The organism is Nostocoides sp. HKS02 (assembly GCF_009707485.1).
In the GTDB taxonomy this organism is placed as follows: Bacteria; Actinomycetota; Actinomycetes; order Actinomycetales; family Dermatophilaceae; genus Pedococcus.
In genome coordinates this window covers 2,846,418-2,866,959 of record NZ_CP046121.1, presented here as the reverse complement: position 1 = coordinate 2,866,959, position 20,542 = coordinate 2,846,418, and the positions used below count along the sequence as shown (strand labels likewise).

Below are 20,542 nucleotides of genomic sequence, written 5' to 3'. Positions count from 1 at the left end.
CCTAGTCTCCCACAGGCGTCAGCCGCGCCGGTCCAGCAGCACCGCGACGACGGCCGCGAGCAACCCGAACACACATGCCCCCAGGACGCCGATGAACATCACGGCCGAGCCGGAGGTGTAGGAGTGGCCGTACTCGGTCATGACCGGACCCCGGGAACCCACGAACGACCCGACGACGAAGCCCAGGATCACGCCGGTCGAGATGAACGCGACGAAGTTGGGCTGACGGCGGGTCCTGGACACGCCACCACGATAACGGCGTCACCACCTCGTAATCCCGCTGGGGGACCCATCCGCCGGGCCACGGGGTACGAATGGTGAGTATGAGCAGCAACAGGTGGACCCGAACGTGGCCTTATGCCGTCTGCGGCCTCGTGGCTGCCGCCGCAGGGATGGCCGTGGGTCACCTCGTCGCCGCCTTCGTCAACCCGGCCGCCTCCCCCGTGCTCTCCGTCGGCTCGACCGTCATCGACGCCACGCCCACCCCGGTCAAGGAGTGGGCGATCAAGCACTTCGGCACGAACGACAAGCCGATCCTCCTGCTCAGCGTCGCCATCGTGACCGCCCTGGCTGCCGCGGGCATCGGCCTGGTCGCCCGCCGACGCCCGACCGTCGCGCTGGTACTCCTCGTCGGCCTGGCCGGGCTGGCCGGCCTCGCCGCCATGACCCGACCCGCCGCGCTGCCGCAGGACATCATCCCGGCGCTCGCCGCCGCGATCACTGGCGCGGCCATCCTGTCGTGGCTGCGGGGTCTGCTCGCCCTACGGGCGGCTGGGGCCGCACCGGCCTCCGCGGCCGGGGCGGCTGAGTCGGCCGAGTCGCCGCTGGACCACACGGCATACGCGCCGGGCACCCCGTCCACGCCGCCGCGGCGCAGCTTCCTGCTCGGCGCCGCCGGTGTCACGGCCGGCGCCGCGGTGGTCGGCACCATCGGGCAGAACCTGTCGGCCGCACCGAGCCTGCCCACGTCGTTCACGTTGCCCGCGCCCACGACGCCCCTCCCTCCACTGGCCACCGGCCTCGAGGGCACGGTGAAGGGGATCAGCCCGTTCCGCACGCCGAACAAGGACTTCTACCGGGTCGACACCGCGTTGGTGATCCCCCGCGTGGACGTCTCGTCGTGGCGCCTGAGCATCGACGGCGACGTCGAGCAGCCGATGACCCTGTCGTTCAAGCAGCTCCTCGCGATGCCGATGATCGAGCACGACATCACCCTCAACTGCGTGAGCAACGAGGTCGGCGGCCCGTTCATCAGCTCCACCCGCTGGCTCGGCGTCCGGGTGCGCGACCTGCTCGAGGCCGCCAAGGTCAAGCCCGGCGTGGAGCAGATCCTCAGCGAGTCGACAGACGGCATGACCATCTCGACGCCCATCGAGGCACTGACCGACCAGCGGGACGCGATCATCGCCGTGGCGATGGACGGCCAGCCGCTGCCGGCTCAGCACGGCTTCCCCGCGCGCATGGTCACCCCCGGGCTGTACGGCTACGTCGGCGCGACGAAGTGGGTCACTCGCCTCACCGCCACGACGTATGCCGCGCAGCAGGCCTACTGGACCCAGCGCGGGTGGGCGGAGAAGGCCGACGTGAAGACCCAGGCGCGGATCGACACCCCCATGGGGCTGGCGACGTACCCGCCCGGCCGGATCGCCATCGGTGGCGTCGCCTGGGCCCAGGAACGAGGTATCGAGGGCGTCGAGGTCCGCATCGACCAGGGCCCGTGGCAGAAGGCCACGCTCGGCCCCGACGGTGGTACCGACTACTGGCGCCAGTGGTACCTGCCCTGGGACGCGACCTCCGGCCGCCACGAGCTGACGGTGCGCGCCACCGATGGCACGGGAGCCCAACAGACGCAGACGCAGGCCGCGCCCTTCCCCAACGGCGCCTCGGGGTACCACTCCGTCGTCGTCCTGATCTCCTGACGGAACGCTCGCGAACTCGCCGAAACTTGCTGCGTATCAGGGCAATCCGGCTCAGCCGCGGCCCCGAATCACTGGTGTCAGAACGTCCCACACCAAGGAGCGACACCATGCGACTCGCACGAAGCAGCACGATTGCTGCCCTCTCCCTCGCCCTGCCGCTCGGCCTCGCCGCCTGTGGCAGCACCGGCTCGAGCAACGCCGCCTCGACGATGTCCTCATCGAGCACCTCGGCGATGAGCTCGCCCAGCTCGTCCAGCTCGTCCACGACCGACGCGATGTCGGCGACGCCGTTCGGCGCCGCGTGCTCGGCAGTCCCGAAGGACGGCAAGGGTTCCTTCTCCGGCATGGCCACCGACCCGGTCGCCACCGCCGCGAGCAACAACCCCGTCCTGAGCCAGCTCGTCGGTGCGGTCAAGGCTGCCGGCCTGGTCGAGACGCTCAACTCCGCGAAGGACATCACCGTCTTCGCCCCGGCGAACTCTGCCTTCGCGGCCCTCCCCAAGGCCACCCTGAACGCGGCGATGAAGGACCCGAAGGGTCTGCTGACCAAGGTCCTGACCAACCACGTCGTCGCCGGCCGGCTCACCCCGGACCAGCTCGCGGGTGACCACAAGACCCTGGCCGGCACCACGATCTCGGTCACCGGGTCGGGCGAGTCGTTCAAGGTCGGTACGGCGAACGTCGTCTGCGGCAACGTGCAGACCGCGAACGCCACGGTCTACATCATCGACAGCGTCCTGCTCCCCAAGTAAGAACGCCGGTCAGAATCCGCCATGATGGTGTCCATGCCAGCGACTCCCCCAGGGCCCCCGCAGTCCTGGGGGAGCGCTGGCCCGGGCGTCGCCCCCGAGCTCGGCCAGCCCAGCCAGCCCAGCCAGCCCGGCCAGCCCGACCTCGCCGAGCTCCTCAGGTGCAGCGCCCGCGGTGACGAGTCGGCCTTCGCCGACCTGTACGACGCGGTCGCCGCCCGGGTGTACGGCCTGGTCCTGCGGGTGGTCCGCGACAGGTCCCAGTCCGAGGAGGTGACCCAAGAGGTGTTCCTCGACATCTGGCGCACGAGCGCCAGGTTCGACCCCTCCTTGGGCAGTCCCCTGGGCTGGATCCTGACGATCGCCCACCGCAAGGCCGTCGACCGGGTGCGCTCGGCTCAGGCCTCCACCAACCGGGAGGACGTCTACGGGTCCCGAAACCGCGACCGCGACTACGACGTCACCTCCGACACCGTCGAACGTCGTCTGGATGCCCAACGCGTGCGCCACGCACTCGACTCCCTGACCGAGACCCAACGCGGCGCCGTCGAGCTGGCCTACTTCGGGGGCTACACCCACACCGAGGTGGCCGGGCTGCTGGGCGTGCCGCTCGGCACCGCCAAGACCCGCATCCGCGACGGCTTGATCCGACTGCGAGACACCCTGGGGGTGAACCCATGAACGCCGACATCCACGGCCTGTCCGGTGCGTATGCCGTCGACGCCCTCGACCCCGAGGAGCGCATGGCGTTCGAGCAGCACCTGGCCCAGTGCCCTGAGTGCCAGGCCGAGGTGGCCAGCCTTCGGGCGACGGCGACCAACCTGTCCGCGCTCAGCGCGACGCAGCCACCGCCGGCCCTGCGGGCCTCGGTGCTCGCGGCCATCACCACGGTCCGCCCGCTGCCCCCGCTCGAACCCCCCGTCGCCCCGCCTGCCGTCGACGCCACCTCGGTCGTCGTGCCCCTGCGGTCCCGGCGTCCACGGGTGCCCTGGCTGCTCGCCGCGGCAGCCGCGGTCGTCCTCGGCATCGGTGGCCTCGCGTGGAGCCCGTGGCACACGGGAGCAGGCCGCACGCAGCTCACCGCCACCGAACAGGTGCTCCGCGCCGACGACGCCCAACGCCTGCAGAAGACGATCGGCAGCGCCCGCGCCACGATCGTGCGCAGCGTGTCGCTCGGCAAGGCGGTCATCATCGCCGACAACATGCCGGCGGCCCCGCTCGGGAAGGACTACCAGCTCTGGCTGGAGTTCCCGGGCAAGGGCATGGTGTCGGCGGGACTGATGCCCCATGACGCCAGGCCGACCCTGACGATGCCGCTCGAGGGCGATGCCAGCAAGGCCATCGCTGCCGGGATCACGGTGGAGCCGACCGGCGGATCCCCAGCCCCGACCAGCGCGCCGATCGCGCTGTTCAGCTTCTCCTAGCCGACGAGCGCAGGCGTCCGCGCAGGCGTCACAACCAGGCGTCAGCGCCAGTCGTCGAGCCGCGAGGCGACCTCGTCGAGGATCGCCTCGCGGCCGGCATACACCCCGTCGGGGCGCGGCCAGTGGGACACCACGTCGGTGAAGCCCAAGGCCGCCGCACGCCCCACGAGCTCCTCGAACAGGCCGACGCTCTCGAGCGAGAACCGGGGTGAGCCGTCGAGGGACAGGTAGCGGCGGAGCGGCTGCGGACGCTGCGCCTCTGCCTCAGCCGCGTCGAGCCGGCGGCTGAGCTCGGCCACGCCGTCCCACCACTCCTCGAGCGTGGCCCCGCCCGTGCCGAAGGTGACCCACCCCTGCCCGTATGCCGCCGCGAGCCGCAGCACGCGCGGCCCGTTCGCGGCGATGACGAACGGCGGGTGCGGTGGGCGCAGGGGGCCGGGCAGGGTGCGGGCGTTCACGGTGCGGTAGTGCGCGCCGTCATGGTCGACGTGGTCCTCGCGGAACAGCCGGTCGAGCAGCCCCACGAACTCGTGGAACCGGTCCACCCGTGCCTTGAGCGGCAGGTCGTCGCCGAGGACCCCCGAGTCCAGGTCGCCGCCGGTGCCGAGGCCGCAGATCAACCGCCCGCCGGAGATGTCGTCCACTGCCAGCAGGTCGCGCAGGAACAGGTACGGGTGCCGGTAGTTGGGCGAGCTGACGAAGGTGCCGAGCTGGATCGTCGACGTCACCATCGCCGCGGCGATCAGCGTGGGCAGTGCACCGAACCACGGCGAGTCCGGAAGCCCCGCCCAGACCAGGTGGTCGTAGGTCCAGGCGTGGTCGAAGCCCAGCTCCTCGGCCCGTCGCCATCGGGGAGCCGCCTCGGGCCAGCGGTGCTCGGGCAGGATCGTGATGCCGAAACGCATGCCGCGAGCGTATGCCGTGCCGCCCACGGACGACCGCGCCCCACCGCCCGTGAAAGGCTGGGGCCCATGAAGGCCACGATCCTCCACGCCCCCCGCGACATCCGCATCGAAGACGTGCCCGACCCGCGGCTCGTCGCCCCGACCGACGCCATCGTCCGCGTCACGGCAGCCTGTGTCTGCGGCAGCGACCTCTGGCCGTACCGCGGCATCAACGAGGTCACCCATGCCGCGCGGATCGGTCACGAGTTCGTCGGCATCGTCGAAGAGGTCGGTGCCGAGGTCCGCAGCGTGCGCCCGGGCGACTTCGTCATCGCCCCCTTCATGTACTCCGACAACACCTGCCCGCACTGCCGCGTCGGCATCCAGTCCCGCTGCGACCACGGCGGCTTCTGGGGCGGCCACGACCGCGACGGCGCGATGGTCGACGGCGGCCAGGGCGAGTACGTCCGCGTGCCCCTCGCCGACGGCACGTTGGTGTCCACCCGCGAGGTGCCCGACGACGCCATGGTGCCGAGCCTGCTGACGCTGTCCGACGTGATGGGCACCGGCTGGCACGCCGCGGTGGCCGCCGGGGTCCAGGAGGGTGACACCGTCGTGGTCGTGGGCGACGGGGCTGTCGGCCTGAGCGGGGTCCTCGCGGCCCAGCGCCTGGGCGCCGAGCGCGTCATCGCGATGTCGCGGCACGAGCCCCGGCAGCGGATCGCCCGCGAGTTCGGCGCGACCGACATCGTCGAGGTTCGTGGGGACGAGGCCGTCGCGGCCGTCCTCGAGCTCACCGCCGGGGTCGGTGCGGACGCCGTGCTGGAGTGCGTCGGCACCAACGAGTCGATGCAGACCGCGATCGCCGCCGCCCGGCCTGGCGCCACCGTCGGCTACGTCGGCGTCCCCCACGGCATCGAGTACCCGGTCCGGGACCTGTTCGCCCGCAACGTCGGCATCGCGGGCGGCATCGCCCCGGCCCGCCAGTACCTGCCGCAGCTGCGTGACGACGTCCTCGACGGCAGCATCAACCCCGGTGCCGTCTTCGACCTCGACCTGCCGCTCGCCGAGGTGGCCGAGGCGTATGCCGCCATGGACGAGCGGCGGGCGATCAAGTCCCTGCTGCGCCCCTGAGCCAGCCCGCCGTGTTCGAGGTCGAGACCGATGCTCACGGCGGCACCACCGTGAGCATCGACGGCTACCCCCAGTCGTACGTTCATCCGGGCGACCCGGAACTGCTCGTCTTCGGCTACGTCCAGCACCTCGCGGCCGTCCTGGACGCGCTCGGGACAGGGCCCCTGGCGGTGACCCACGTGGGGGGCGCGGCCATGACACTGCCGCGGTACGTCCACCACACCCGGCCGGGGTCGCCCCAGATCGTCCTGGAACCCGACGCCGCCCTCACCGAGCGGGTGCGCCAGGTGCTCCCCCTGCCACGCGGACACCGGATCCGGGTCCGGCCGCAGCCCGGGCGCCAGGGAGTCGCCGCCCTCAAGGACGACAGCGCCGCGGTAGTCGTCGTGGACGCGTACGCCGACAGCCAGGTGCCCGCGAACCTCACCACCACCGAATGGTTCGCCGACGTCGCCCGGGTCCTGCACGAGGACGGGGTGGTGCTCATGAACGCCGCCGACGAGCCGGACCACCGCCACGTGGCCCGCGTCCACGCCGCCCTGGCCAGCGAGCTGCCCCACACCCTCGCCGTCGCCGAGGTCGACATCTGGAAGCGACGCCGGTTCGGCAACCTCGTGCTCGTCGGGTCGCGCGTCCCGCTGCCTGTCGCCGAGATCGTGCGGCAGGTCGCGAAGGCGCCGTTCCCCAGTCGGGTCCTGGACGGGACCGCCCTCACGCGCGCGCTGGGGTCTGCCGCCCCGTTCACCGACCACGACGCGCGGCCCTCTCCCCCGCCGCCGACCCCGGCCGGCCAATGGCGGCTGCGGTAACCGACCGGCAGGATGGGCCCGTGGCCCTCTCACTCCCCGCACCGCGCACGCCCGACCCCGCGAGTGCTCCGGCCCTGCGCTGGGGCATCCTCGCTCCGGGCGGCATCGCCCACGCGTTCGCGTCCGCCCTGCGGGCGAGGACCGGTCAGCAGCTCCAGGCGGTCGGCTCCCGGAGCCTGCCCCGCGCCGAGGCGTTCGCGCGGGAGTTCGGGGTCAGGACGGCATACGGCTCGTATGCCGCGGCCGTCGCGGACCCGGACGTGGACGTGGTCTACATCGCCTCACCGCACTCCGAGCACCAAGCGCTGGCGCTGCTCGCGATCGAGGCCGGTAAGCCCGTGCTCGTCGAGAAGGCCTTCACCCGCAACGCCGCCGAGGCGAGCTCGGTGGTGGATGCCGCCAGGGCCGCTGGCGTGTTCGCCATGGAGGCGATGTGGACGCGGTTCCAGCCGCGCATCGACGTCGTGCGGCAGTGCCTCGAGCAGGGCCTCCTCGGCGAGGTCCACACCGTGCTGGCCGACCACGGCCAGCGGCTGCATCCGGGCGGCCCGGCGCGGTTGGCCCAGCCCGAGCTCGCGGGTGGGGCGCTGCTCGACCTGGGCATCTATCCGGTGTCGTTCGCCCACCTGGTCTTCGGGGGGTTCGAATCGGTCAGCGCCACCGGCCAGCTGACCGAGCTCGGCGTCGACGCCCAGGACGCCATCACCGTCACGGCGACGAACGGTGGTCTCGGCCTGCTCGGCACGACCATGCTCGCCAAGACCCCCACGACCGCCTCGATCAGCGGCACCGAAGCGCGCCTCGAGCTCGACGGCGACTTCTACAGTGCCGGCGCCGCCATCAGACTGGTCGACACCGACGGCTCCGAGCTCGACCGGTTCGAACCGCGTGACCGTGACCACGGCCTGCACTTCCAGGCGGCCGAGGTGGCGCGACGGGTCGTGGCGGGCGAGCTCGAGTCACCGCTCATGCCACTCGACGAGACGGTGGCGATCATGACCGCTCTCGACCAGGTCCGCGCACAGGTCGGGGTGCGCTACCCCGGCGAGTGAGACCTGCGCGACCGCTCAGCCGGCCGCTCGGACCCCACTCAGACCGGCACTCAGACCAGAGGCAGGTATGCCGTGAGGTCTGCCCGGTGGCCGCTCACCCGTAGCGAGCCGGCCTCCCAGGCCGCCTGCCAGCCGAGCTGCCCCGTCGCCACGGCGAGCCAGGTCTGGGCGTCCGTCTCGACCACGTTGGGCGGGGTGCCGCGGGTGTGGGTGGTGCCCTCGACGCACTGCACCGCCCCGAACGGCGGCACCCGCACCTCCACGCTGCGACCCGGCGCCACCGTGGCGAGCTCTTCGAGGGTGTACCGCACGGCGGCGGCCAGGATCGGCCGCTCGACCGAGGTCGGACCCTCACGCCATCGCCGCACTGCGGCAGCGCCCTCGGCGACGGGAACTCGGCGGCGCGGCGGCATACCCGGAATCGTCGCACGACCGGACATTCCGGTGACTAGCCCCTCCGGGCCATGCCGAAAATGGGTACTTCTACCCATGTACGACTGGCCAGCACCCGGCCTACTGTCACAGTCGGGGAAACACAGGGGACGAACGGCCCGGCCGCGCAGGGGGTAGCGCGACCGGGCCGTTCGACGCCGTCAGGCCAGTAGTCAGGGCAGTCGTCCGGGCAGTAGTCAGGGCAGTCGTCCGGGCAGTCGGTCAGTCAGGAAGGACTGCCCAGACGCTGGCCCCTCCGAGGGGTGAGTCATCGATCCCGATGCGACCGCCGTGGGCCTCGACGATCCGCTGGCAGGTGCTCAGGCCGATGCCCCAGCCCTCGACGTCGGGACGGGTGCCACGCTCGAGCAGCCTGAAGACGCGCTCCCGGTCGGCCGGCGGAACTCCCGGACCGTTGTCGTCCACGGCGATCCGCCAGCCACCAGCGACCCGCGACGCCGACACCGTCACCCGCACCCCACCCGACCGTGACCGGCTGAACTTCAGGGCGTTGGCGACGAGGTTCTGCAGGAGCACGCGGAGCAGCGTGCGATCGCCAGGCACCATCGGCAGGCCGCTCACCTCGACGGCGCTGCGGGCTTCGGCGTCGTCTGAGCAGAGGTCCTCGACGACCGCCCGCGCCTGCTCCTGGAGGTCGACCGGCAACCGGGCCACCCGACCACCGATGCTGGCGAAGTCGAGCAGGTCGGAGACCATCGATTGCATCCGGCGCACGCTGGACTCGGCGCGGGCCAGGGCGCGGCTGGCCTCGGGCGCCTGGACCATCTCCGGGGAGTCCGCCGTGATCTCGAGGAAACCCGCCAAGGCCGCGAGCGGGTTGCGCAGGTCGTGGCTGACCTGGGCGGCGAAGTGCGAGAGCTGCTCGTTGGAACGCTTCAGCTCGGCGGTGATTCGGCGCAGCTCCAGGACGTCGATGATCTGGCCCGCGAGCACCTCCAGCCCCCCGGCCGCGGTCGGGGTGAGCTGGCGGGGGACCTCGTCGAAGACGCAGAGGGTGCCGATGACGACGCCCGCCGGCGTGACGAGCGGGCTCGATGCATAGAAGCGGACGGTCGCGATCTCACCGGTGACGAACGGGTTGGTGGCAAAGCGGGGATCGAGCCGGGCGTCGGGGACGACGACGTTCTGCGGCCTCTCGATGACCCGGGCGCACATGGAATCCTCCCGCGCACACACGTCGGGCGCGAAGCCGACCGCCGCGACCTGGTGCTGGAGGCGTTCGTCGATGATGTTGATGACGGCGGTGGGGACGTCGCAGAGCCGAGCGGCCAGCTCGACCAACCCCTGGAGGTTGGGCTCGGGGGCCCAGCCCACCACGCCGTACTCGTCGATCGCCCGTCGACGGGCGAGATCCTGCGGCGAGAACTCCGAACCCCTCGTCGCTTCTGTGCTGACCGCCACGGCTACCGGCCGAACACCGCAGGGAGGGTTCGGGTGTGCGCCTCGCGCAGGTCCTCGAGGGCGACCGAGAAGTGACCCTGCACGTCGAGGCCGTCGGTCTCGTCGTCGACCACGCCGATCCGCGCGTGCACCTGGCCGCGGGCGGTGCACATGTCGGTGAACCGCACCTCCTCAGAGCGCGGCACGGCGACGATCGCCCTGGCTGTCGACTCGCTGAACAACGCCGTGAACGGGTCGATTCCGTCGCGCTCGCACACGGCATCGAGCCAGATCCGCGCCCCGACTCCGTGCCGCATCGTCGCCTCGGCCAGGGCGATGGCCAGGCCCCCGTCGGACAGGTCGTGGGCGGCGTCGACCAGGCCGTCGCGGCTGGCGTTGACGAGGATGTCGGCGAGGAGCTGCTCCGCGGCAAGGTCGACCACCGGGGGCAGGCCGCCGAGGTGACCGTGCACGACGTTCGCCCACTCGCCGCCAGCCAGCTCGGTGCGCGTGGCGCCGAGGAGGTAGATGACCTGGCCGGGCGTCTTCCAGCCCGACGGGGTCCGGCGGGCGACGTCGTCCATGACGCCGAGCACGCCGATGACCGGGGTCGGGTGGATCGCGACGTCACCGGTCTGGTTGTAGAACGACACGTTGCCGCCGGTCACCGGGATGCCCAGGGTCTTGCAGCCCTCGGCGATGCCGCGCACGGCCTCACGGAACTGCCACATGACGCCCGGGTCCTCCGGCGACCCGAAGTTGAGGCAGTCGGTGACGGCCAGGGGTGTGGCGCCGGCGGTCGCGACGTTGCGGTAGGACTCGGCCAGCGCGAGCTGCGCACCGGCATACGGGTCGAGCTTGGCGAACCGGCCGTTGCAGTCGGTCGAGACGGCGACGCCGCGCCCGGTCTCCTCGTCGACGCGGACGACGCCCGCGTCGTCCGGCATCGCGAGCGCGGTGTTGCCGAGCACGTAGCGGTCGTACTGGTCGGTGACCCACGACTTGTCGCACAGGTTGGGCGAGGCGAGCAGGGTGAGCAGGTCGGCGCGGAACCCGGCGCCGTCCTGAGGACGCGCCAAGGTGTCAGGGACGTCGGCCTGCAACGCGTCGAGGTATGCCGGCCGCTCCAGCGGGCGGTGGTAGGTCGGGCCCTCGTGGGCCACCGAACGCGGGGGCACGTCGACGATGACCTCGCCGTGCCAGGTGATGACGAGGTGGTCGCCGTCGGTGACCTCGCCGAGCACGGTGGCCTCGACGTCCCAGCGGTCGGTGATCGCCAGGAACTCGTCGAGGTGCTCGGGTGCGACGACCGCCATCATCCGCTCCTGGGACTCCGACATGAGGATCTCCTCGGGCCGCAGTGAGGCGTCGCGCAGTGGAACGCGGTCGAGCTCGATCTGCATGCCGCCGTCGCCGTTGGAGGCGAGCTCGCTAGTGGCGCACGAGAGCCCAGCCCCGCCGAGGTCCTGGATGCCGTCGACCACGTGCGCGGCATACAGGTCCAGGCAGCACTCGATGAGCACCTTCTCGGCGAACGGGTCGCCCACCTGCACCGCCGGGCGCTTGGTCGGACCACCCTCGTCAAAGGTCTCGGAGGCCAGCACGGAGACGCCGCCGATGCCGTCGCCACCGGTCTTGGCCCCGAACAGGATCACCTTGTTTCCGACACCGGACGCCTTGGCGAGGTGGATGTCCTCGATGCGCATCGCACCGACGCACAGGGCGTTGACGAGCGGGTTGCCCTGGTAGCAGTCGTCGAACACGACCTCGCCGCCGATGTTGGGCAGGCCGATGCAGTTGCCGTAGCCACCCACGCCGGCGACGACACCCGGCAGCACGCGTTGGGTGTCGGGGTGGTTGAGGTTGCCGAACCGCAACGGGTCCATGATCGCGATCGGGCGCGCGCCCATCGACATGATGTCGCGGATGATGCCGCCGACCCCGGTCGCGGCGCCCTGGTAGGGCTCGACGTAGGACGGGTGGTTGTGCGACTCGACCTTGAAGGTGACCGCCCACCCGTCGCCGATGTCGACGACGCCAGCGTTCTCGCCGATGCCGACGAGGAGCTTCTCGCGCATCTCGTCGGTGGTGTTCTCGCCCCAGAGGGAGAAGTGCACCTTGCTCGACTTGTAGGAGCAGTGCTCGGACCACATCACCGAGTACATCGCGAGCTCGGCGCTCGTCGGACGACGGTCGAGGATCTCGCGGATGCGGTCGTACTCGTCGGTCTTGAGGCCGAGCTCGACCCACGGTTGCTCGACGTCAGGCGTCTGGGCGGCGCGGCCGACGGTGTCGACACCGGGCCGCTCGATCTGTGCGGTCACGCGTTTGCCACCTGCTTCAGGACGGAGGTGAAGAACGGGAGCCCGTCGGTCGAGGGGCCGTAGCCCGGCTCGATGGCGTGCTCCGGGTGGGGCATGAGGCCGACGATGGTGCCGCTCTCGTTGGTGATGCCCGCGATGGCGCGGTAGGAGCCGTTGGGGTTGTCACCGGCATACCGGAACACCACCCGGCCCTCGCCCTCGAGCTCGTCGAGCGTGCGGTCGTCGGCGACGAAGCCGCCCTCGCCGTTCTTGAGCACGATGGTGATCTCCTGGCCGGTCTCGAAGTCACCGGTCCAGGCGGTCTGGTTGTTCTCGACGACAAGGCGCTGGTCGACACAGTTGAACTTGCGGTGGTCGTTGCGGATCAGCGCACCTGGCAGCAGGTGGCTCTCGCAGAGGACCTGGAAGCCATTGCAGATGCCGAGCACGGGCAGGCCGCCGCGGGCCGCCGGGACGAGGGCGTCCATGACCGGCGCGAACCGGGCGATCGCACCGCAGCGCAGGTAGTCGCCGTAGGAGAACCCGCCAGGCAGGATCACGGCATCGACGCCCTTGAGGTCTGCGTCACCGTGCCAGAGGCTGACCGCCTCAGCGCCGACGGCGCGCACGGCCCGAGCCGCATCGCGGTCGTCCAGCGACCCGGGGAAGGTCACCACCCCGATCTTCACTGGTCGCGGTCCTCTGCGCGGACAGAGACAACGTCCTCGATCACCGGGTTCGACAGCAGCTTCTCCGCCGCCTCCGCGGCGGCAGCCAGGTGCTCGTCGGTGACGTCACCGTCGACGGTCAGGACGAAGCGCTTGCCCTGCCTCACGTCGGTGAACTGCTCGAACCCGAGCCGGGGAAGGGCGCCGTTGACGGCCTGTCCCTGCGGGTCGAGGATCTCTGGCTTCAACATGACGTCAATGACGACGTGGCCCATTCGGGTGTCTCCGTGTCTGCTGGAGTTGGTACCTGCGCTCGCGCGGGAGGGAAGCGTCCGCAGTCTATCCGCGCCCGCCGGTGGGTATGCCGCGCGGTCCGGCCCGTTGACACCGCTCGGGGCGGGGAGGACCGTCCGAGATGGGACGCGGCACCAAGGAGGACCCCATGAACCCGGTGATGAAGGCGGCCATGAAGGCCGGCGCCAGCATGATGGTGTCGCTGTACAAGGCGTCGGGAGGCCGGATCGGGGGCACGGTCAAGGGGCTGCCGATCATTCTCCTCACCGTCCCGGGCCGCAGGACCGGCCAGCCCCACACGAGCGCGGTGAGCTGCTTCGAGCATGCCGGCGGTTACGTGGTGGCCGGTTCCGCCGGAGGGATGCCCCAGGAGCCGCAATGGTTCAAGAACCTGCGGAAGACCCCTGCGGCCACGGTCCAGCTTGGCCGTCGACAGTTCCGGGTCGGGGTCCGCGAGCTGCTCGGCACCGAGCGGGACGACGTCTGGCGCGACGTCGTGGTCGCTCGCGCTCCGTTCTTCGCGGACTACAGCACCAAGGGGAATCGCACGATCCCCCTGGCGCTGCTCACCCCCCTCGCCGAACCGTCGCTCGGCGCCTAGGAAGCGAAGCTGCGCCCGGTCAGGCGCTCGTATGCCTCGACGTACTTGGACCGCGTCTGAGCCACGACGTCCTCGGGCAACGCGGGCGGAGCCTCGCCAGAGGCACGGTCCCACCCACTCGCCGGCGAGGTCAGCCAGTCGCGGACGAACTGCTTGTCGTACGACGGCTGCGGGTGCCCGGGCTCCCAGAGATCGGCCGGCCAGAACCGCGACGAGTCGGGGGTCAGCACCTCGTCGGCCAGCACCACGTCGTCCCCCGCGAGCCCGAACTCGACCTTGGTGTCGGCGATGAGGATGCCTCGCTCCGCCGCGATCTCGTTGCCCCGGGCCAGGATCGCCGTCGTGAGGTCTCGGACCTGGGCGGCCCGTTCGGCGCCCACGGCACGCTCCACGTCGGCATACGGCATCGGCTGGTCGTGCTCACCCAGCGGCGCCTTGGTCGAGGGGGTGAAGACCGGCTCGGGCAGGCGCGAACCGTCGACGAGCCCGGGCGGCAGCGCAACACCGCTCACGTGGCCGTCGGCGACGTACTCGCTCAGGCCGCCCCCGGTGAGGTAGGCCCGCGCCACGCACTCCACCGGCAGCATCTCGAGGCGCCGCACGAGGACCGCGCGACCGGCCACCGCCGCAGGGACCTCGGTAGAGACGACGTGGTTGGGCACGAGGTCGGCCAGCTGCTCGAACCACCACAGGGACAGCTGGGTCAGGACCGCGCCCTTGTCCGGGATCGGCGAGTCGAGCACGTAGTCGTAGGCCGACAGCCGGTCGCTGGCGACGAGCAGCAGGAGGTCGTCACGGGTCTTGCCGGACTCGTCGAGCGGCGCGTAGAGGTCGCGCACCTTTCCGGAGTAGACGCGGGCGTAGCCGGGCAGCTCAAGCGGCTGGGAGGACGTCATGGCGCACATCCTTCCAGCCGAGGTGGCCTGGGGTGGTGTCGGCTCGACGCGGCCTAACCGACGTGCAGCTCGTCCTGTTGGGCGGCCAGGGCGATGTCCGAGCGATGGTGCGCGCCCTCGAGACCGATGTGGTCGACGGCCTCGTAGACGCGTTCCCGTGCCTGGGTGAGGCTGTCGCCGAGAGCCACCACCGAGAGCACGCGACCGCCCGCCGACACGAGGGTGCCGTCGGGGTCGCGGGCCGTGCCCGCGTGGAGCACGTATGCCGTGGGCACGTCGGTCGCTTCGTCGACCCCGGTGATCGGGTCACCGGTGCGCGGCGTGCCGGGGTAGTTGGCCGAGGCCACCACCACCGTGACCGCGTGCTGGCTGGACCACCGCAGGGCGTCCACCTGGTCGAGCGTGCCGGTCGCGGCGGCGAGCAGCAGCGCGCCGAGGGGCGACTTGAGACGGGCCAGGACCACCTGGGTCTCGGGGTCGCCGAAGCGGGCGTTGAACTCGATGACCCGGGGGCCCCGAGCGGTGACCGCGAGGCCGATGAAGAGGAGCCCGACGAACGGCGTGCCCCGGCGCCGCATCTCGTCGACCGTCGGCTGGGCGACGCGCACGACCAGCTCGTCGACCAGCGAGGCGGGGGCCCAGTCGAGCGGCGAGTACGCGCCCATGCCACCGGTGTTGGGGCCGACATCGCCGTCACCCACCCGTTTGAAGTCCTGGGCCGGAGCGAGTGGCACCACGGTCGTGCCGTCACAGACGCAGAACAAGCGAGATCTCAGGGCCGTCGAGGAACTCCTCGACGACGACGCGGCTGCCCTCCTTGGCCAGACAGGCGCGCGCATGCTCGAGGGCCTCGTCGCGGTCCTCGGTCACGACGACCCCCTTGCCAGCGGCCAGCCCGTCATCCTTGACCACGTGCGGAGCGCCCAGCGCGTCGAGGGCCGAGGCGACCTGCTCGATGGTCGTGCAGACATGGGCCATGGCGGTGGGCACGTCGGCGGCTGCCATGACCTCCTTGGCAAAGGCCTTGCTGCCCTCGAGCCGGGCGGCCGCGGCCGAGGGCCCGAACACCGGCACGCCGGCCGCGCGCACCGCGTCGGCCACCCCCGCGACGAGAGGGGCCTCGGGCCCGATCACCACGAGGTCGACGCCGTGGCGCTGCGCCAGCTCGACGATCCCGGCCCCGTCGAGGGGGCCCGCCGGGAGGGTCTCGCAGAGCGCGATGGCGTCCATCCCCGGGTTGCCCGGGGCGGCGATGACGGCGTCCACCTGGGCATCCGCGGCGAGGGACTTGACGAGGGCGTGCTCGCGGGCGCCTGACCCGACGACGAGAATCTTCACGGGATCAGGGTATTCACTCGGGCTGAGACGAGTGCGCGGCGTCCCGGGGAGGCAGGGGGGACATCTCCCGGGGACGCCGCGCGGCCGACGTGCGGTCGCCTGGCGGGGGAACCTGCGACACAGCACGCGGGTCGACTAGGTCGACTGGCTCAAGAGTGGACCATGAGGGCCCCCACGGTAAAGCCCCGACGTGGCGGAAGTGCGTCATTGACGGGGATTCGCCAACGCGCCACGATGGGCCCAGTCGGACGCCGATCCCCAGACGGTTCGACCCGCTCCACAGAGAGAAGTCGGGAGATGCCCGAACCCGAGGGACGACTCCCCATAGAGGGCGTCGACCCCGAGACCGAGGCCCTCCTCACGCGCGCCTACCTCGCCGCCGTGCAGCACCCGGAACCATCCAGATCCCTGCTCATCGCGCAGGGGATGCACGCCGAGGTCGTGGACCGCGCCCTGGAGATGCTGGCCGCTCAGGGCCTTGTCCGGTTGGGCCCCGGCGGCGCGATCGACGTCATCTCGCCTGACATCTCCCTGCCGGTGCTCGCCTCGGCGTTCGAACGCCGGGCCCGCCAGGCCCGCTCGGCCGCGCACGAGCTCGCCCAGGTGTACTTCCAGGCCCGGAGTGCCTCGGCCGTCCCGGACACGGGCGCCATCCGGATCCTCGGCTCCTTCGACGAGATCGGGCCGGTGACCGCAGAGATGATCGCCTCCGGCAAGGAGTCCGTCCGCACCTTTCGGTCCCTGTCGCCGCGGACCCGGGCCATCTTCGACAGCCCCCAGCACAGCCACGAGGAACCCACCCGGGGCGCGGGCGGTGCCATCCTCACGATGACGACGGTCTACGACACCCAGGTCCTCGAGCTCGAGGGGGCGCTCCGGGTGCTCGAGGCGCGCGAGCGCGGCGGCGAGCGGTTCCGCTTCACCACAGCCGTGCCGTTCTCGGCGGTCATCGTCGACGACACCGCAGCGGTGGTGGACGTCAGCGCCTTCGACCCGGCGGGGTTCGGATCCGCGCTGGTCCGGTCACGCTCGCTGGTCATCGCTCTCATCGCGCTCTACGACCACCTCTGGAACCTCGGATCACCCTTGCACCGGGCGGGTCGTACGGCCTCCGACCGCCGCGACCAGACCATCCTCGGCCTGCTCGCGGCCGGGGCCACCGACGCGACCATCGCCCGGCAGACGGGGGTGTCGCAGCGCACCGTCGAGCGTCGGGTGCGCGCGCTCATGGACCAGGTGGGCGCCGGCACCCGGTTCCAGGCGGGGGTGCAGGCCGCCCGCCGCGGCCTCGTCTGAGCCACGCGGCATACCTGCCACGGGCCGCCCCGAACCATCGCGGCAGGACCCTCTGCTTGCGTAGGTTCCTGCCGCGAGCACAGGTTGCTCCATGTCCCGACTGCAGCAAGGTCTGCAAGCAGAGCTTGCTGCAGAGACGCCCAGGGGTGAGCCGCGGGCTGTGCAGGTGGGTCAGGTCGCGGTGGGGAGCCAGACGTACTGGCTGATGTCGGTGACGTGCTCGAACCCGAGCCCTTCGTAGACCGGGTAGCCCAGCTCGCTCGCGTGGAGGATCGCGCTGTGGCAGCCGGCCTCGCGCCCCATCCGCATCAACGCCGCGGTCGTCGCGCGCCCGACACCCTGGCGTCGGGCCGCCTCGAGGGTGCCCACGTTGTAGACGCCCATGACGCCGTCGAGGGCGACACCGGCGGCGGCCCCGACCGGAACGCCACCCACCCTCGCCACGAGCTGGAGCGAACCCGGCACGGCTCGCCACACCGCGACGAACACCTCGGCGAACTCGGCGGGGATCTCGAACGCCTCCGTGAAGACCCGGTTCGCCTCCAACCACTCCTCGTCGGTGGAGCAGACCTCGACGCTGACCGGGCCGTCCTGGTCGGGGAGGTCGACTGCGGCGAGATCGGCGTGCATGCCCGGGGTCAGCCCCTCGGTCACCAGACCCCGAGCCGCGAGCAGCTCCTCGACCTGCACCGAACGCGTCAGGGCGCCTGACCACCACTGGAACGGCTGACCGTTCGCGAGCAGTGCCTCGAGCAGCTCACCGGCCCGTCGCAGCTCCGTCCCCGGCGCGAAGCGCGGTGCGATCGCGCCACTGAAGATCGGCAGCGGCAGGTCGGACACGTAGGCGAACACGTCCGGGTCGGGCAGCCTGGTGAACAAGCGGGCTGTCGATGGCCCCGAAGGTGCGCACGAAATGGTCCTCGACCATCGCGACCCGAAGGTCACTCGTCTCCATGCTGCGATGGTGGACCGCCGGACCCGCTCACGTCAGCCAGATGGCGCAAAACCCGCGCCGTATGCCGGATGCGGGGGATGGGCGCGAATGGACCGAATCCGGTCGCTAGACTCGTGCGTTCCCGCAGGGCCAACAGGAAGACCACAGTGACCGGTCAGGACCACCCGACCACGAAGGCGACCAGCGCCGAGGTCGCCCGCGAGATCGCCATCGAGCAGTCTCACGTCGACCTTGTCTACGCCGAGCTCGCCAAGGCGCAGACCCGCGCTGGTCTCATCGAGGCCGACGGGTTGGCCCGGGGTCGCACGGACCGCACCGGCGACGTGCGCGACGAAGAGCTCACCGGCCTCTTCGAGCGCGATGCGCTGGTGTTCAACGCCGCCCGGCGACGCTCGACCCTCGACACCCAGTACGAAGGACTCGTCTTCGGGCGCCTCGACCTCGACCACGCCCTGACCAGCGGGCAGGCCCCCTCGACCTCAGCGGCCGGCCGCGAGGTCCGCTACATCGGGCGTCTCGGCGTGCGCGACGACGACTACGAGCCGCTCGTCGTCGACTGGCGCGCGCCGGCCGCCGCCGCCTTCTACCGGGCGACTCCCGTGGAGCCCATGGGCGTCCTGCGGCGCCGGGTGCTGCGCTGCAAGGGATCCGACGTCGTCGGCGTCGAGGACGACCTCATGGTCGCCGAGGCGCCCGAGGACCTCGTGGTCGTCGGCGACGGCGCCCTGCTCGCCGCCCTCACCCGCAGCCGCGGCGCCCGGATGCGCGACATCGTCGCGACGATCCAGCGCCACCAGGACGAGGCGATCCGCGCCTCCGCCAGAGGCATCACCGAGATCACGGGCGGCCCCGGCACCGGCAAGACGGTCGTCGCGCTGCATCGGGCGGCCTACCTCCTCTACTCCGACCGGCGACGCTTCGAGTCCGGCGGGATCCTCGTCGTCGGTCCCTCCGCGGCCTACACGGCATACATCGAGCGGGTGCTGCCCTCGCTCGGTGAGGAGTCGGTGACCCTGCGCTCGCTCGGCGACGTGATCGACGGGGTCACGGCCAACCGGCTCGACACCCCCGCGGTGGCCGCCATCAAGGGTTCCGTCACGATCCGGAGGCTGCTGGCCCGGGCCGCCGCCGACGCTCCGCCGGACGCGCCCGAGCAGTTCCGCGCCTTCGTCGGCGGCCAGGCCGTGCGCGTCGACCGGCCGGCGCTCGACCGCATCCGGGCGCAGGTCCTGCGCAACCACCAACGCAACCTCGCCGCCAAGGCCGTGCAACAAGCCCTGGCCGAGGCGGCGTGGGCGAGCGTGCGCGACGGCGACCGGGCCGAGTTCATGGACCGGTTCGACGACCACCTCGAGGTCGACGCGTTCCTGCAGCGCTGGTGGCCCCAGGTCGACCCGCGCGAGGTCCTGCTGTGGCTCGCCGACGCCGAGCGCACCCGCCGCTACGGCCACGGGGTCCTGTCACCGGACCAGTGCGACGCTCTGTCGGAGTCGATCCGCGCGGCCCTGGCGGCCGGCACCTGGTCCGTCGCCGACGCCGCCCTCGTCGACGACCTCGCGGCCCGGCTCGGCCCCGTCCAGGAGGGACCCTCCGAGGAGCGCGGGTTCTACGAGATCGAGGAGTTCGAGGACCTCACCGAGTACGGCGTCACCGAGGTCCGCGCGGGCCGTCAGGGAACCCGCTGGACGTCGTCGAGCTCGCCCCGCACGCCGCTCGACCCGCGCGAGCGCCTGCTCGCGGGCCACGTCGAGACCCCCGGCGAGTACGCCCACGTCCTGGTCGACGAGGCGCAGGACCTGTCCCCCATGCAGTGGCGGATGCTGGGTCGGCGCGGCCGGTACTCGTCGTGGACCGTCGTCGGCGACGCCGCCCAGGCCTCCTGGCCGGATGCCGCGGAGGCCGGACGCGCTCGCGAGGAGGCGTTCGGCACCCAGCAGCGGCGGCTGTTCCACATGGACACCAACTACCGCAACGCCCGTGAGATCTTCGACTACGCGGCAGCGGTCGTGCGCGCCCAGGTGCCCGATGCCGACATCCCGCAGGCCGTTCGCGAGACCGGCGTCGAGCCGACCGACCTCACCGTGAGCGAGGGTCAGTGGCTGGCAGTCGCGACCGAGGCCGTCGAGGCGCTGCTCACCGAGGTCGAGGGCTCGGTCGCCGTGGTCGCTCCAGCGCGTCAGGGCGCTGGCCTGACCGCGCTGGCCGAGCTCAGCGACCGCGTCGTGGTCATCGACCCGATGTCGACCAAGGGCCTGGAGTACGACGCGACCGTCATCGTGGACCCCGACGAGATCGCCGCGGAGTCACCCGGTGGGGTACGCGTCCTCTACGTCGCGCTCACCCGCGCCGCCCACCGCATGACGGTGCTGCGCCCAGCCTGAGCGCGT

The 20,542-nt window shown here is 71.7% G+C and carries 19 protein-coding genes and 1 pseudogene; 10 read left to right on the top strand and 10 right to left on the bottom strand.

All coding sequences use genetic code 11. From position 1 onward, the window contains the following. Positions 1-18 precede the first annotated feature (18 nt). A complete protein-coding gene (locus GKE56_RS13805) occupies positions 19-243 on the bottom strand; it encodes a hypothetical protein (RefSeq protein WP_154685023.1) in 225 nt (74 codons plus the stop codon). An 80-nt stretch (positions 244-323) separates the two neighbouring features. Here GKE56_RS13805 and GKE56_RS13800 point away from each other — a divergent pair, with 80 nt between their 5' ends. From GKE56_RS13800 to GKE56_RS13785, 4 genes are all read left to right on the top strand, one after another. After that, positions 324-1,919, top strand: coding sequence for a molybdopterin-dependent oxidoreductase (locus GKE56_RS13800; RefSeq protein WP_195908130.1), 1,596 nt, complete (start codon positions 324-326; stop codon positions 1,917-1,919). Positions 1,920-2,026: 107 nt separating this feature from the next. Further along, the gene (locus GKE56_RS13795; RefSeq protein ID WP_154685021.1) at positions 2,027-2,671 is read left to right on the top strand and encodes a fasciclin domain-containing protein; all 645 of its coding nucleotides are present in this window, start codon (positions 2,027-2,029) and stop codon (positions 2,669-2,671) included. A gap of 24 nt (positions 2,672-2,695) precedes the next feature. Further along, positions 2,696-3,349, top strand: coding sequence for a sigma-70 family RNA polymerase sigma factor (locus GKE56_RS13790; protein ID WP_154685020.1), 654 nt, complete (start codon positions 2,696-2,698; stop codon positions 3,347-3,349). Then, the gene (locus GKE56_RS13785; protein WP_154685019.1) at positions 3,346-4,092 is read left to right on the top strand and encodes an anti-sigma factor domain-containing protein; all 747 of its coding nucleotides are present in this window, start codon (positions 3,346-3,348) and stop codon (positions 4,090-4,092) included. The genes GKE56_RS13790 and GKE56_RS13785 overlap by 4 nt, the downstream gene beginning before the upstream one ends. Before the next feature lie 41 nt (positions 4,093-4,133). Here GKE56_RS13785 and GKE56_RS13780 read toward each other — a convergent pair whose 3' ends face one another. After that, the gene (locus GKE56_RS13780) at positions 4,134-4,997 is read right to left on the bottom strand and encodes an LLM class flavin-dependent oxidoreductase (protein WP_154685018.1); all 864 of its coding nucleotides are present in this window, start codon (positions 4,995-4,997) and stop codon (positions 4,134-4,136) included. A 66-nt stretch (positions 4,998-5,063) separates the two neighbouring features. On the opposite strand from GKE56_RS13780, the gene GKE56_RS13775 reads away from it, so the two are divergent. From GKE56_RS13775 to GKE56_RS13765, 3 genes are read left to right on the top strand one after another with little or no spacing between them, the layout of a single operon-like run. Further along, positions 5,064-6,110 carry a zinc-dependent alcohol dehydrogenase family protein gene (locus tag GKE56_RS13775; protein WP_154685017.1) on the top strand — a complete coding sequence of 349 codons (1,047 nt, stop codon included), beginning with the start codon at positions 5,064-5,066 and terminating at the stop codon, positions 6,108-6,110. Positions 6,111-6,121: 11 nt separating this feature from the next. Continuing rightward, a complete protein-coding gene (locus GKE56_RS13770) occupies positions 6,122-6,919 on the top strand; it encodes a spermidine synthase (protein WP_230208981.1) in 798 nt (265 codons plus the stop codon). Further along, positions 6,904-7,971 (top strand): Gfo/Idh/MocA family protein, encoded by a 1,068-nt coding sequence (locus GKE56_RS13765; protein WP_154685015.1) that lies wholly within the window; start codon positions 6,904-6,906, stop codon positions 7,969-7,971. Before GKE56_RS13770 ends, GKE56_RS13765 begins: the two co-directional genes overlap by 16 nt. A gap of 50 nt (positions 7,972-8,021) precedes the next feature. Here the strand turns inward: GKE56_RS13765 and GKE56_RS13760 are convergent, their stop codons facing one another. The 5 genes from GKE56_RS13760 to purS all read right to left on the bottom strand — a co-directional run bounded on the left by GKE56_RS13760 (position 8,022) and on the right by purS (position 13,050). Next, positions 8,022-8,384 carry a sterol carrier family protein gene (locus tag GKE56_RS13760; RefSeq protein ID WP_154685808.1) on the bottom strand — a complete coding sequence of 121 codons (363 nt, stop codon included), beginning with the start codon at positions 8,382-8,384 and terminating at the stop codon, positions 8,022-8,024. A gap of 241 nt (positions 8,385-8,625) precedes the next feature. Continuing rightward, positions 8,626-9,825 carry an ATP-binding protein gene (locus GKE56_RS13755; protein WP_154685014.1) on the bottom strand — a complete coding sequence of 400 codons (1,200 nt, stop codon included), beginning with the start codon at positions 9,823-9,825 and terminating at the stop codon, positions 8,626-8,628. A gap of 2 nt (positions 9,826-9,827) precedes the next feature. Then, the gene (gene purL, locus GKE56_RS13750) at positions 9,828-12,128 is read right to left on the bottom strand and encodes a phosphoribosylformylglycinamidine synthase subunit PurL (RefSeq protein WP_230208979.1); all 2,301 of its coding nucleotides are present in this window, start codon (positions 12,126-12,128) and stop codon (positions 9,828-9,830) included. Then, positions 12,125-12,796 carry a phosphoribosylformylglycinamidine synthase subunit PurQ gene (purQ, locus tag GKE56_RS13745; RefSeq protein WP_154685013.1) on the bottom strand — a complete coding sequence of 224 codons (672 nt, stop codon included), beginning with the start codon at positions 12,794-12,796 and terminating at the stop codon, positions 12,125-12,127. Before purQ ends, purL begins: the two co-directional genes overlap by 4 nt. After that, positions 12,793-13,050, bottom strand: a complete 258-nt coding sequence (purS, locus tag GKE56_RS13740) for a phosphoribosylformylglycinamidine synthase subunit PurS (protein ID WP_154685012.1) — start codon at positions 13,048-13,050, stop codon at positions 12,793-12,795. Before purS ends, purQ begins: the two co-directional genes overlap by 4 nt. A 167-nt stretch (positions 13,051-13,217) precedes the next feature. Between purS and GKE56_RS13735 the strand changes: the two genes are divergently transcribed. Then, positions 13,218-13,670, top strand: coding sequence for a nitroreductase/quinone reductase family protein (locus GKE56_RS13735; protein WP_195908129.1), 453 nt, complete (start codon positions 13,218-13,220; stop codon positions 13,668-13,670). On the opposite strand, the gene GKE56_RS13730 is transcribed toward GKE56_RS13735, so the two are convergent. After that, positions 13,667-14,566, bottom strand: coding sequence for a phosphoribosylaminoimidazolesuccinocarboxamide synthase (locus GKE56_RS13730; RefSeq protein WP_154685010.1), 900 nt, complete (start codon positions 14,564-14,566; stop codon positions 13,667-13,669). The genes GKE56_RS13735 and GKE56_RS13730 overlap by 4 nt on opposite strands. 53 nt (positions 14,567-14,619) lie before the next feature. Then, positions 14,620-15,904, bottom strand: a pseudogene (gene purD, locus GKE56_RS13725) (phosphoribosylamine--glycine ligase). Between the two features lie 297 nt (positions 15,905-16,201). Here purD and GKE56_RS13720 point away from each other — a divergent pair. Further along, positions 16,202-17,200, top strand: coding sequence for a helix-turn-helix transcriptional regulator (locus GKE56_RS13720; RefSeq protein ID WP_195908128.1), 999 nt, complete (start codon positions 16,202-16,204; stop codon positions 17,198-17,200). A gap of 171 nt (positions 17,201-17,371) precedes the next feature. Here GKE56_RS13720 and GKE56_RS13715 read toward each other — a convergent pair whose 3' ends face one another. Next, positions 17,372-18,079, bottom strand: coding sequence for a GNAT family N-acetyltransferase (locus tag GKE56_RS13715; RefSeq protein WP_154685008.1), 708 nt, complete (start codon positions 18,077-18,079; stop codon positions 17,372-17,374). Positions 18,080-18,301: 222 nt separating this feature from the next. On the opposite strand from GKE56_RS13715, the gene GKE56_RS13710 reads away from it, so the two are divergent. Then, complete coding sequence (locus GKE56_RS13710; RefSeq protein WP_230208978.1) at positions 18,302-20,536, top strand: AAA family ATPase; 2,235 nt, start codon at positions 18,302-18,304, stop codon at positions 20,534-20,536. The last annotated feature ends 6 nt before the right edge of the window (positions 20,537-20,542 follow it).

What these genes read in the sequence shown, in the direction of transcription:
- GKE56_RS13790 (WP_154685020.1), top strand. Translation starts at nt 2,696, where the DNA reads ATGGTGTCCATGCCAGCGACTCCCCCAGGGCCCCCGCAGTCCTGGGGG.
- GKE56_RS13780 (WP_154685018.1), bottom strand. Translation starts at nt 4,997, where the DNA reads ATGCGTTTCGGCATCACGATCCTGCCCGAGCACCGCTGGCCCGAGGCG.
- purS (WP_154685012.1), bottom strand. Translation starts at nt 13,050, where the DNA reads ATGGGCCACGTCGTCATTGACGTCATGTTGAAGCCAGAGATCCTCGAC.
- GKE56_RS13760 (WP_154685808.1), bottom strand. Translation starts at nt 8,384, where the DNA reads ATGCCGCCGCGCCGCCGAGTTCCCGTCGCCGAGGGCGCTGCCGCAGTG.
- GKE56_RS13785 (WP_154685019.1), top strand. Translation starts at nt 3,346, where the DNA reads ATGAACGCCGACATCCACGGCCTGTCCGGTGCGTATGCCGTCGACGCC.
- GKE56_RS13800 (WP_195908130.1), top strand. Translation starts at nt 324, where the DNA reads ATGAGCAGCAACAGGTGGACCCGAACGTGGCCTTATGCCGTCTGCGGC.
- GKE56_RS13765 (WP_154685015.1), top strand. Translation starts at nt 6,904, where the DNA reads ATGGCGGCTGCGGTAACCGACCGGCAGGATGGGCCCGTGGCCCTCTCA.
- GKE56_RS13720 (WP_195908128.1), top strand. Translation starts at nt 16,202, where the DNA reads ATGCCCGAACCCGAGGGACGACTCCCCATAGAGGGCGTCGACCCCGAG.
- GKE56_RS13730 (WP_154685010.1), bottom strand. Translation starts at nt 14,566, where the DNA reads ATGACGTCCTCCCAGCCGCTTGAGCTGCCCGGCTACGCCCGCGTCTAC.
- GKE56_RS13735 (WP_195908129.1), top strand. Translation starts at nt 13,218, where the DNA reads ATGAACCCGGTGATGAAGGCGGCCATGAAGGCCGGCGCCAGCATGATG.
- GKE56_RS13795 (WP_154685021.1), top strand. Translation starts at nt 2,027, where the DNA reads ATGCGACTCGCACGAAGCAGCACGATTGCTGCCCTCTCCCTCGCCCTG.
- GKE56_RS13775 (WP_154685017.1), top strand. Translation starts at nt 5,064, where the DNA reads ATGAAGGCCACGATCCTCCACGCCCCCCGCGACATCCGCATCGAAGAC.